This window comes from Caballeronia sp. ATUFL_F1_KS4A (genome assembly GCF_023630905.1).
Taxonomy (GTDB): Bacteria; Pseudomonadota; Gammaproteobacteria; order Burkholderiales; family Burkholderiaceae; genus Caballeronia; species Caballeronia zhejiangensis.
The window spans coordinates 421994-433821 of record NZ_JALQEB010000029.1 but is presented as its reverse complement, the minus strand read 5'-3'; the positions used below and the strand labels follow the sequence as shown (position 1 = coordinate 433821).

Genomic DNA, 11828 nt, shown 5'->3' with positions numbered 1-11828 from the left:
GAAATAAATCGATGCGGCAGCGCCGTCGCATCGCCTGTCGGCAATCCATTCAAGACCATTCGCGCGCGCTCGGCCAGTGCTTCGTTGAAATTTCGGTGCTCAGGCCCCCGCGGCGGCGGCCGTCGCGTCGCGCCAGCGGCGGGTGTCGCGCAACGGCGGCGCACCGAAAAGCCGGCTGTACTCGCGGCTGAACTGCGATGCGCTTTCATAGCCCACGCGATGCGCGGCGGTGGCGGCATCGACGATATCGAGCATCATCAGGCGGCGCGCCTCCTGAAGCCGCAGCTGCTTCTGGTATTGCAGCGGGCTCATCGCCGTCACCGCCTTGAAATGATGATGCAGCGACGACACGCTCATGTGCACGTCCCGCGCGATGTCCTCCACGCGTAGCGGCTGGTCGAAATGCTGGCGCAGCAACTGGATCGCCTTCGCGATGCGCTGCGTCTGGCTGTCCTGCAGCGCGATCTGCCGCAGACGCGCGCCGGAGCCGTTCATCAGCAGGCGATACAGGATTTCGCGCTTGACGAGCGGCGCGAGGATCGGCACGTCCTCGGGCGTGTCGACGAGCCGCAAAAGGCGCAACACGGCATCGAGCATCGAGTTGCCGAGGCGGTTCACGTAGAGACCGCGCGAGGCGTCGGTCTGCGTCGCGGGCGGCAGGCTTTCGTCCTGGATCAGCGACGTGATTTCGTCGACATCGAGATCGAGCCGCATGCCGAGATACGGCTCGGACTCGCTCGCCACCGACACCTGCCCGCACACCGGCAGATCCACCGACGACACCAGATAGTGCATCGGATCGTAGATATAGACCTCGTCGCCGACCATGAGGCGCTTGCTGCCCTGCGCGATGAGCGCGAGCGCGGGCGTCTGGATGCCGTGCTTCGGCCCGCCCGGATTCATGATCCGATGCAGGAACAGCCCCGGCACCGGCGTCTCGACCGAGCCTTCGCAACCGATGGTGAAACGGTCGAGCAGCGCGACGAGATCGAGGCGCGCCTGATCCAGCGCGGCGTCATGACGCGTTTCTTTCGGCTGGTCATGACTTTCTTTTCCGGCGAAGCCGGGCGTGTCGTTCAGAGCCATGGTTTGCGGACCATTTTCAAGATGGGAGAAGTCTGGTTAGCTTACTCGCGCGAGCGCGTGATTGCTCGCGCGCGCCCCCAGCGTTTGCAGGAACAGGCAAGGATTGAACAGGATCAGGCTATGAACCCGCCGCGCGCCGGGACGATACTGCATTGCCGGCGCGGACCCTGTCGTGAAGGTCGTGCGATGCCGCGCCATTCCAGTCACTCGGGAGCAACCATGCGTTACAGGAAATTCGGCAACACCGGTCTTTTCGTCTCGGAGCTGTGCTTGGGCACGATGACCTTCGGCGGCGGAACGGGCGGAATCTGGGACAACATCGGTCAGTTGCAGCAGGCGGAAGCCGACAAGCTGATCGGCCGTTCGCTCGATGCGGGCATCAATTTCATCGACACCGCCGACGTCTACGCCGACGGCCGATCCGAAATCATCACCGGCCAGGCGCTGAAGAACCTCAACGTGCCGCGCGAAAACGTGGTCGTCGCGACGAAAATCCTTGGCGAGACCGGCACCAAGGGCGTGAATTCGCGCGGCGCGTCGCGCTATCACATCATCGATGGCGTGAAGGCGAGCCTGAAGCGGCTGCAGCTCGATCACGTCGATCTGTACCAGATTCACGGTTTCGATCCGGCGACGCCGATCGAAGAAACGCTGCGCGCGCTCGATAATCTCGTGCAGCATGGACACGTGCGTTACATCGGCGTTTCGAACTGGGCGGCGTGGCAGATCATGAAGGCGCTCGGTATTTCCGAGCGTCTCGGTCTTGCGCGTTTCGAGTCGCTTCAGGCGTATTACACGGTCGCTGGCCGCGATCTGGAACGCGAAATCGTGCCGCTGCTGCAAAGCGAGAACGTCGGGCTGATGGTCTGGAGTCCGCTCGCGGGCGGCCTGCTTTCGGGCAAGTTCACGCGCGAAGGCGGCAAGGAAGAAGGCAGCCGGCGCACCAAGTTCGACTTCCCGCCGGTCAATGTCGAACGCGCGTACGACTGCGTCGACGTGATGCGCCGCATCGCGGAATCCAAGGGTGTATCGGTCGCGCAGATCGCCCTTGCCTGGCTGCTGCATCAGAAGGTCGTGTCGAGCGTGATCATCGGCGCGAAACGGATCGAGCAGCTCGACGACAACATCGCGGCGACCAACGTGCGTCTCAACGAAGACGAACTCGCCGCGCTCGATGAGGTGAGCCAGTTGCCGTCGGAATATCCCGGCTGGATGCTCACGCGCCAGGGCGAATATCGACGTAATCAGTTGAAGGAGGAAGCGGCGGAGTAAGGCCGTCCGGCGCGGGCGACCGGCCCGCGCCGGCTAGGGATTTACCCGTACTTCAGGCCATTTTGCCGCGTTTTAGGGGCTTTATCTCCGAATCAGATAGTTCTTATCCTCCCTATCGCGTTGCGGCATAAGGCCGCTCTACCGACACTGTACGCACAACATCACCACTGCCTCACGGAGACAATCATGCGTACTCAAGTCGGCATCGTCGGCGCCGGCCCGGCCGGGCTTCTTCTCTCGCACCTGCTTCATTTGCGCGGCATCGAATCGGTCGTGCTCGAAGCGCGCAGCCAGAACGACATCGAATCGACGATTCGCGCCGGCGTGCTCGAACAAGGCACGATGGACACGCTCACTCAGGCCGGTCTCGGCGCGCGCATGCAGGCCGAAGGCGCGCTGCACCACGGTTTCGAGCTCGCGTTCGAAGGCCAGCGCCGCCGTATCGCGCTGACCGAGCTCACAGGTCACTCGATCACGGTCTACGCGCAGCACGAAGTCATCAAGGATCTGGTCGCGGCGCGGCTCGCGGCGAACGGCGAGCTGAAGTTCAACGTGTCGAATGTGTCGCTGCACGACTTTCAGGATGGCAGCGATCGCAAGCCGCGCATCAAGTATCAGCACGAAGGCCGCGACGAAGAACTCGAATGCGACTTCATCATCGGCTGCGACGGTTCGCAGGGCGTTTCGCGACAGTCGATTCCCGAAGCGGTGCGGCAGGATTATCAGCGCATCTATCCGTTTGGCTGGTTCGGCATTTTGGTCGAAGCGCCGCCCTCCTCCGATGAACTCATCTACGCGCGGCACGATCGCGGATTCGCGCTCATCAGCACGCGCTCGCCGGGCGTGCAGCGCATGTACTTCCAGTGCGATCCGAAAGATACGGTCGATGCCTGGTCCGACGACCGCATCTGGGCCGAACTGCACGCACGCGTCGATACCGCCGATGGCTGGCAGATCACCGAAGGCAAGATCTTCCAGAAGAACATCGTCGGGATGCGCAGCTTCGTGTCCACGCCGATGCAGTCGGGCAAGCTGTTCCTCGCGGGCGACGCAGCGCATATCGTGCCGCCGACCGGCGCGAAGGGCCTGAACCTCGCCGTGTCGGACGTGCGCGTACTGAACGCCGCGCTTCTCGATTTCTATCAGGAAGGCAACGGCGAGAAGCTCAGCCACTATACGGAAACGGCATTGAAGCGCGTCTGGCGCGCCGAGCATTTCTCGTGGTGGATGACGCGCATGCTGCACAAGCTGGACGATACGTCGCCGTTCGAGCAGCGCCTGCAGGTGGCCGAACTCGAACATGTGACGACATCGCGCGCGGCCGCCACTGCCCTCGCCGAAAATTACGTGGGCAGCGTCGCGGTATAAGCGCGGACCGGTCGCACGGCGCTTGGTCGGCGCCGTGCGTCGTCGACGTTACAGAACGGCCACGACCCTGACGTCGCCTTCGACGGACGGAATGACCTGCCCGCCGACGCGCCGGAACGTGATCGTCGCGGTCTTGTCGCCGAGCCGCAGATCGCCGATTTCGAGCCAGTCGATGCCTTCGGGCAACTCCGGCCGGTCGATACGCACTTCTTCCTTGACGGCGTCGACGGTCACGCCGAGACACGCTTCCAGAATCATGAAAGGCGCGCCCGCCGCCCACGCCTGCGGCAGACACGCGACCGGATAGGCGATCGGCCGTTCGCCGCGTTGGCGCGTGAATCCGCAGAAAAGCTCCGGCAGACGCATGTCGAACGTGACGGCGGCTTCGAACAGCGACTGCAGCAGTCCCACGGCCGCGCCGCGATCGCCGTAGCGCGCGAGGCCGCGTGCGCAGAGCGCGGTGTCGTGCGGCCATACCGAGCCGTTGTGATACGACATCGGATTGAAGCGCGGCTGCCCCGCCGCAAGCGTCCGCACGCCCCAGCCCGTGTGAAAGAGCGCCGATTCGAGTTGCTTGGCGACAGCCTCGCCGCGTTCGCGTTCGACGAGATCGAACGCGAGCAGATGCCCCGCATTCGACGACAGCACGCGGCATAGCTCGCCCTTGCCATCGAGCGCAATGCCGTAAAAATCCATCTCCGGCATCCAGTACATCTCTTCGACACGCTCGCGAATGTGACGCGCACGCCGCTCGAACTCGCTTGCGTTCTCGCCTTGTCCACGCTCGCGGGCGAGACGCGCCATCGTGGAAAACGCGGTCGATGCGTAACCCTGGACTTCGACGAGCGAGATCGGGCCGATCGGAAACTTGCCGTCCGCGTGGAAGACCGAATCCTGGCTGTCCTTCCACCCCTGATTCGCCAGACCGTGCTCGGATGCGCGCTGGTAGTCGAGCAGACCGTGCGGATTCTTGTCGCAATGGCGCGCGACCCATTGCGCCGCGAGCTGCAGCGCCGGCCAGATTTCATCGATCAGGGCGGTGTCACCGGTGCGTTCCGCGTATGCGCCCGCCAGCACGATGAAGAGCGGCGTGCTGTCGACGCCGCCGTAATAGAGCGCGAACGGCACTTCGCCGGTTGCCGCCATCTCGCTCTTGCGCGTCTCGTGCATGATCTTGCCGATTTCGGCATCGCGGAAAGCGGAGTCTTCACGCGCCTGATTCGCGGCGAGGAAGCGCAGCACGCCGCGCGCGAGCGTCGGATGCAGCCAGAGCATTTGCAGCGACGTGATGATCGCGTCGCGGCCGAACGCCGTCGAGAACCACGGAATGCCAGCGTACGGATAAGGGCCGGTTTCGAGATCGGTGGTGAGCAGCCCGAGATCGGCGAGCGAACGGTCGATCCATTCGCTGAAGAGCGGATTGCTCGAACGCACGCGCGCGCTCGCGCGGCGCCGGTCGCGCATGCGGCGATGCGCCTCCACGAGCGCGTCGCGGATCGCGGGACGGCCCGATTCGGGCGCGCATTCGGCCGCTTCCGCGGCGTTGCGCTTGCTTTGCTCGCTGGCGTCCGAGAGCGCGTGCGTCACGGCCGTCACCGAGAGGTACACGGAAATGGCCGTTTCCGACTGGATATGCAGCGCGTAGTCGGCGCGGGTGGGCGAAAGCACGTCCGGCGCGGGCGTGAACTGGATGCGCGCCGTGCGCTCCACCTCGTCGAGGCCGACATAGCGCAACACGACCTCGCCGTTCTCGACGACCGGCGGACGCAAAGCCCCGCGCTTGCCACGTATCGCGCCGCGAACCTCGAACATGTCGAGGAAGTCGGCCTTGAAGGAGATCGACAGCGGCACGGTGGACGGCTCCGTGCCGTAGTTCGTCAGCACGATGCTCTCGTGCAGCACATGCCCCGACAGCACGCGCTTGCGTTCGACGTGGATTACGCCTTCCGGCGTGCGTGCTCCGCCGATGGGCGGCAGCGGGCGGTTGGTCAGGTGCGCGGTAAAGACGGCGTTGTCGCTCGATACGCTGCCCGAAAGCAGCGACGGCGCGCGTCCGCCGAACGTCAGCACGAGCTCCGACAGCACGCGCGTGTCGTTGACGAAGAGGCCGTCGTCGTCGCCGCGGATATCGCCGTTCGCATCGTAGACGGCGAACGTGTTGCCCGACTTCAGCACGAACTGGCGTTCGCTCGGTATGTTCGGGTGCTCCGTCGGGATGAACGCTTCGTCCGGCAGCTTCGATTGCGACACCCGCATCTGCTGTTGTTGCTGCTGTTCCTGTGTGTTCATTGCACCTTCCTGAAAGTAATCTGAAGGGTTTCGTGAGGCGTTCGGGGGCGCTTACCCGCTGTCATCGACAGCCTTTCGACCCGCCCACGCCTGACGCGTTCTCCGCGCGCAATGTCATCTCGATATGTCGGACCATAAGCCTCTCGGCCTTATGTGGCAATGGCTTGGGCTAAAATTGCGCTTTTTGAGCGAACTCAGAGGTGGATTTGCGCAACAGAACAATCGACGCAGCCCGAGGGATCGGGATCGTTCTTGTTGTCCTTGGACACGCCATTGGTTTGCCAGAGTGGCTCTTCCGAGTCATTTACTCGTGTCATATGCCTCTGTTCTTTTTCCTGTCTGGATACCTTTTCAACGGCACGAGAGGTCCGCTAGAGGTCATGCGCAGGAATTCCCGACGCCTTCTGATGCCGTACGCAGTCGCCGCCGCAATCGCGATCTTCCCGTCGATTCTATTTGGGAATACAACCAGTCTCTCCCAATTCTTCGTGCAACTCGGAGGTACCGCGTATTCCATACCTCGATCGAATCTTACTTTCTATTGCACGCCGCTCTGGTTTCTAACTTGCCTGTTCTGCACCGAAGCCATGTACGCGGCGTTGACCCGGTACGCGCGACACGTTGTGCATGTCGTGATCGCCGCATCATTGGTCGTCGGCTGCACGTTAATGGCCTTCGTGAAAGGCTTCTCACCCTGGAACATCAAGATCGCTTTTGTCGCGCTCTTTTATTTCCACCTGGGTTTCGTTGCAGCCGAATCCAAAATGCTGGACGGCAGGCGTTTTCCCGCTTGGACGCTGCCACTTTGCGCGCTCGGATGGATCATCGCTTCGCTGTGGAATCCCAAAGCAGCGAACCTCGCCGGCGAGACTATCGGTAATCCAGCGCTGTTCCTCCTCGCATCAATATGTGGGATATGGGCATTGGCCAGGTTAGCCCGGCTCACCGCGACGTCGCGCGCACTCAGTTTTCTCGGTAAAAACACGCTGCCCATATTCGCGTTCAACTATCCCCTCAATCTTTTTGCTCAGTGGCTGTTCGCGCCGACCACGCCGTGGTTCGTCTTCGCTGCTTCGGAAATGGCGTTAGCCGTCGGGTTCGTTTTCCTGCTTCGACGCATTCCGGCAATCGCGCGCGTGTTCTCGATCGAATCGGGACAACGCGCAAGCCCAACTGCGGTCTAGGCCGGCCAGGCTGGTCAGTTCGGCATAGGCTCCGCGAGCCATAGCTGAAGAGTGCTATGCTCTTAGCCCTTTTGTCCGGCCAGCGCTAAAAGGCGTCTGCCGGGAGGCGCACGGTTTCATTAGAAGGCCGGCGCAGCGTTTGGGCTCCGATCGCTGAAAGAGTACTTCGCGGACGCGCGCGAAATCGGGACGCCCTAAGCCGCGACGCCGAAGGTTCTCACGAAATCCGACCGCTCTCGGCGCGCCTCCGTTTGCAGGAAAAAGGAAAGGATTTTGCCCGGGCAATTTTCGGGCGTCGGTCGGCCGCGATGACCGAGTCGTACAAGGATGTCCGAAGCCAAGAGTCGCGATTCGGACAAATTTTGGATGAACGTTAAACAGCCCCGCCCAGCAAGGGTTGCGGGCGTCCGGCATGTCATTTCCGCATATCGACTTACTTTATTCTGCCTCAGGTCTCGCAGTGGGTTTCCTGGTCGGCCTGACGGGAGTCGGCGGCGGCTCCCTGATGACCCCGCTGCTCGTCCTGCTGTTCGGCATACATCCGGCGACCGCCGTCGGCACCGATCTGCTGTACGCCACCGCGACCAAGACGGCCGGCACGCTCGTGCACGGCATCAAGGGTTCGGTCGACTGGCGCATCACCGGCCGTCTCGCGGCGGGCAGCGTGCCCGCTGCGGCCATCACACTCTACTTTCTGCACGAACACGGTTTGACAGCGCCGGGCACCGCGCGGCTCATCCAACTGATACTCGGCACCGCGCTCCTCATCACGGCGGTTTCGCTGATCTTCCGGCCGCAACTCGCGCGCCTTGCCTACAAAAAGGGACATGGCCGCCCCGAACACCCGACGCGTACCGCCGCGTGGACCGTCTTCACCGGCGCGATTCTCGGCCTGCTGGTCTCGATCACTTCCGTGGGCGCAGGCGCAATCGGCGTGACTGTACTTCTGCTGCTGTATCCGCGTCTAGCGACGGCGCGCATCGTCGGCTCGGACGTGGCTCACGCGGTGCCGCTCACGCTGATTGCCGGCACTGGCCATTGGATGCTCGGCTCAGTCGACTGGTCCTTGCTCGCCTCGCTCCTCGTGGGCTCGATTCCCGGCATCGCCCTTGGCAGCATGCTGTCGACCAAGGCGCCGGAAGCGTTACTCCGTCACGTTCTCGCCGCGACGCTCGTTCTCGTCGGAGCAAAGCTCGTGTTCAGTTGATGTTAGTCACGGTCGTTCGCGCTTTCCAGTCGGCCAAAAGACATAGGCCGATTCGTACGATATTCCTGTTTTTTGCCTATGTCGTTCGGCCGGGTTTCCCGCGGCGGGACGATGCGGCATCATCCCCACTCAGTTGAGCCGCACGCAGAGCGGTTCAAGTCGGGGCGCCGGTAACGGGCGCGTCATCTTTCGGCGTCGATCATGCAGCGTGCGTCAACGGGCGTGGGCCGCATATTCACGAGGAGTCAGGCGATGAATGAAAACGATCATCCGCAGCACGAGCTTCCTTCCGGCAACGATACGCCACCAGGCGACGCACCCGCCGACCCCGCGCGGCGGCGGCTGCTCGCCGCGGGCGTGGGCCTGGCGGGGCTGTCGCTCGGCGGGTGCAATCTGTTCGAAAACAAGCCGACCACCCCGAAAACTGCCGCCGATATCGCACTCGACCGCACGCTCGCCGCGAAAGTGCAGCACATCGTCGTGATTTACGCGGAAAACCGCAGCTTCACGAATCTCTACGGCAACTATCCGGGCGTGCAATATCCGCTGTCGGCGGTGCCGGCATCGCACTACACGCAACTCGATCGCGATGGCGTCACGCCCATGCCCACGCTGCCGAAAATCTGGGGCGGGCTTGTGCCGCAGGCGCAGGAAGTCGACGGCAAGCGCTACGCGATCACCGAGCAGCAGATCATCGATCTGCGCAACGCGCCCTTCCAGATCGCAGACGCGCACGGTGCGCCGCTGCCCAATTCCGTCATCACGCGCGATCTCGTGCATCGGTTCTATCAGAATCAGATGCAGATCAACGCAGGGCGCAACAACCAGTTCGCGGCGTGGGGCGATTCGGGCGGCCTCGTCATGGGGCACTACCAAAACTCACCCGAAACGCTGAAACTTTGGGGGCTCGCGCAGCAATACACGCTCTGCGACAACTTCTTCATGTCGGCGTTCGGCGGCTCCTGGCTGAACCACATCTTCCTCATTTCCGCGCAGGCGCCCTTCTATCCCGATGTCAAAGGCAGCCCGGCTGCGAAGCTGCTCGCGGTCGTCGAAGGCGACGATCCTGCCGGTTCGCGCCTGAAGCTCGCCCCGGATTCGCCCAAATCCGCGCTCGAGGGCCCGCCGAAGTACGTGCGCGACGGCGCGCTCACGGCGGACGGATACGCCGTCAACACCATGTTCCCGCCGTATCAGCCGAGCAACGTGCCGCCTCCGCAAGGCGGCGACTCGCGCTATGCGGACCGCTCGAACGCGCTGGTATTGCCGCCGCAGACGTACGCGACGATCGGCGACCGCCTGTCGGACAAGAACGTCGATTGGGCGTGGTACAGCGGCGCGTGGCAGTACGCACTGGAACATCGGGACACCGGCGCGGTGCCGGACTTCCAGTACCACCATCAACCGTTCAATTACTTCGCCAAGTTTGCGCCGGGCACGGCCGCACGGGCGCAGCATTTGCGCGACGCGGGACTTGGCGACGATCCGTCGACGAACAAGCTACTCGCGGACATCGACGCGGGCCGCCTTCCTGCCGTCACGTTCTACAAGCCCCAGGGCAATCTCAACATGCACGCGGGCTATGCGGATGTCGCTTCGGGCGATCGGCATATTTCGAACGTGATCGAGCGTCTGCGGCGCGGGCCGCAATGGGAGAACACCGTGGTGATCGTCACCGTCGACGAAAACGGCGGCTGGTGGGACCACGTCTCGCCGCCGAAGGGCGATCGCTGGGGGCCCGGTTCGCGCATCCCGGCGCTCGTGATTTCGCCGTTCGCGAAGAAGGGCTACGTCGATCACACCGTGTATGACACGAACTCGATCCTGCGCTTCATCTCGCGCGTGCACGATCTCGCGCCGCTGGACGGCGTGGCCGCGCGGGATCGCGCGTTCGCCGCAAGCGGTCAGGCGCCGCTCGGCGACCTGACAAAATCGCTCGATCTCGCGTAACGGCTAGACGCGTTCGACCCACGCTCGCGCGGAAATTTCCAGCAGATAGCCGTAGTGCAGCGCGCCGACCGGCACGACGGCGCGTGCCGGTTTCCAGGCGCCGAAGTGACGCGCGTAGATCTCGTTGAACGCTTTCCAGTGTTCGACGCCGACGAGATACACCGTCACCTCGATGCAATCCGCGAGGCTCGCACCCGCGGCTTCGAGCACGGTGCGCAGATTCGAAAGCGTCTGTTCGGCCTGCTCGTCGAACGGCAGATCGCCGGTATGCGTGCCGTCCGCGCGCATCGGCAATTGACCCGAAACGCAGACGAGATTGCCGGCGCGCGTCGCGTGGCTGTAGTGTCCGGCGGGAATCGGCAGGCCCGGAGCGTTGATGAGTTCGATTGGTGGCATCGTCGGTCGCGTTGGATGGATGGCCTCGGATTATTGATTCCGAGTCAAGTTTCATTTGAGACTATCACCGTTTTTGCGAAAGTCGAAGCGGCTCATACTGTGTTCATCGCAGTTTGAACATTCAACGGAGCAAGAACATGAACGTTTTCATCACGGGCGCGGGCGGTTTCATCGGCGGCTCGATCGCGGCGGGACTCGCGCGGGACGGACATCGCGTGCGCGGCCTCATCCGTCGCGCGGAACAGGCCGACGAACTGAAACGCCTGAACATCGAACCGGTGATCGGCAGTCTCGACGACGCGGCCTTGCTCGCCGCCGAAGCGCACGCGGCCGATGCCGTCATCAACGCGGCGAGCAGCGATCATCGCGGCGCGGTCGAAACGCTGATCGGCGCGCTCGAAGGCACGAACAAGCCGTTCCTGCATACGAGCGGATCGAGCATCGTCGGCGACGCATCGGGCGGCGAGGCATCGGAGAAGATCTATACCGAGGACGACCTGCCGGAGCCGACGCCCGACAAGGCGCCGCGCGTAGCGATCGACAATCTCGTGCTCGACGCCGCCAAGCGTGGCGTGCGCTCGACGGTGCTCTGCAACACGCTGATCTACGGCCACGGCGCGGTGCGCGATACCGCGAGCGTGCAGTTGCCGCGTCTGGAACGACAGGCGCGCAAGAGCGGCATCGTGCGCCATGTGGGGCGTGGCCTCAACATCTGGTCGAACGTGCATATCGACGATGTCGTGACCATCTATCGGCTCGCGCTCGAAAAGTCGCCTGCGGGCACGTTCTACTTCGTCGAAAGCGGCGAGGCGCAATTCCGCGACATGACCGTCGCGATGGCGAAGGCGCTCGATCTGCGCGGGCCGGAAGACTGGCCGCTCGAAGAAGCGATCAAGGAATGGGGCTACGAGATGGCCTCGTACGGCCTCGGCTCGAACAGCCGCGTGCGCAGCAAGCGAACCCGCGAGATTCTGGGCTGGCAGCCGTCGCGCACGTCGGTGGTCGAATGGATCGAAACGGGATTGACTGCTTGAGTGAAGTTCGCGCGGCAAATTGGCTTGACCAATTTGCCGCGC

Annotated in this window: 9 protein-coding genes; 6 read left to right on the top strand and 3 right to left on the bottom strand. The window is 63.3% G+C overall.

The window, feature by feature from the left end; all coding sequences use genetic code 11:
- Positions 1-99 precede the first annotated feature (99 nt).
- The gene (locus NCS03_RS17195; protein ID WP_008353388.1) at positions 100-1086 is read right to left on the bottom strand and encodes an AraC family transcriptional regulator; all 987 of its coding nucleotides are present in this window, start codon (positions 1084-1086) and stop codon (positions 100-102) included.
- Positions 1087-1305: 219 nt separating this feature from the next.
- On the opposite strand from NCS03_RS17195, the gene NCS03_RS17190 reads away from it, so the two are divergent.
- Together NCS03_RS17190 and NCS03_RS17185 are read left to right on the top strand one after the other, a co-directional pair.
- Positions 1306-2358 carry an aldo/keto reductase gene (locus tag NCS03_RS17190; RefSeq protein ID WP_250521665.1) on the top strand — a complete coding sequence of 351 codons (1053 nt, stop codon included), beginning with the start codon at positions 1306-1308 and terminating at the stop codon, positions 2356-2358.
- 186 nt (positions 2359-2544) lie between these two features.
- Entirely contained in the window at positions 2545-3726 is a 1182-nt protein-coding gene (locus tag NCS03_RS17185) for a 4-hydroxybenzoate 3-monooxygenase (protein ID WP_175979325.1), read from the top strand.
- 48 nt (positions 3727-3774) lie between these two features.
- Here the strand turns inward: NCS03_RS17185 and NCS03_RS17180 are convergent, their stop codons facing one another.
- Positions 3775-6015 carry an amylo-alpha-1,6-glucosidase gene (locus NCS03_RS17180; protein WP_250529461.1) on the bottom strand — a complete coding sequence of 747 codons (2241 nt, stop codon included), beginning with the start codon at positions 6013-6015 and terminating at the stop codon, positions 3775-3777.
- Positions 6016-6215: 200 nt separating this feature from the next.
- Here NCS03_RS17180 and NCS03_RS17175 point away from each other — a divergent pair, with 200 nt between their 5' ends.
- The 3 genes from NCS03_RS17175 (at position 6216) to NCS03_RS17165 (ending at position 10356) form a co-directional block, all read left to right on the top strand.
- Positions 6216-7199, top strand: a complete 984-nt coding sequence (locus NCS03_RS17175; RefSeq protein ID WP_250529460.1) for an acyltransferase family protein — start codon at positions 6216-6218, stop codon at positions 7197-7199.
- 412 nt (positions 7200-7611) lie between these two features.
- Entirely contained in the window at positions 7612-8406 is a 795-nt protein-coding gene (locus NCS03_RS17170; protein WP_175979322.1) for a sulfite exporter TauE/SafE family protein, read from the top strand.
- Between the two features lie 252 nt (positions 8407-8658).
- Positions 8659-10356, top strand: coding sequence for an acid phosphatase (locus NCS03_RS17165; protein ID WP_250529459.1), 1698 nt, complete (start codon positions 8659-8661; stop codon positions 10354-10356).
- A gap of 3 nt (positions 10357-10359) precedes the next feature.
- Here the strand turns inward: NCS03_RS17165 and NCS03_RS17160 are convergent, their stop codons facing one another.
- Positions 10360-10752 (bottom strand): RidA family protein, encoded by a 393-nt coding sequence (locus NCS03_RS17160; protein ID WP_008353398.1) that lies wholly within the window; start codon positions 10750-10752, stop codon positions 10360-10362.
- Between the two features lie 137 nt (positions 10753-10889).
- Here NCS03_RS17160 and NCS03_RS17155 point away from each other — a divergent pair, with 137 nt between their 5' ends.
- Positions 10890-11786 (top strand): NAD-dependent epimerase/dehydratase family protein, encoded by an 897-nt coding sequence (locus tag NCS03_RS17155; protein ID WP_250529458.1) that lies wholly within the window; start codon positions 10890-10892, stop codon positions 11784-11786.
- Positions 11787-11828 lie beyond the last annotated feature (42 nt).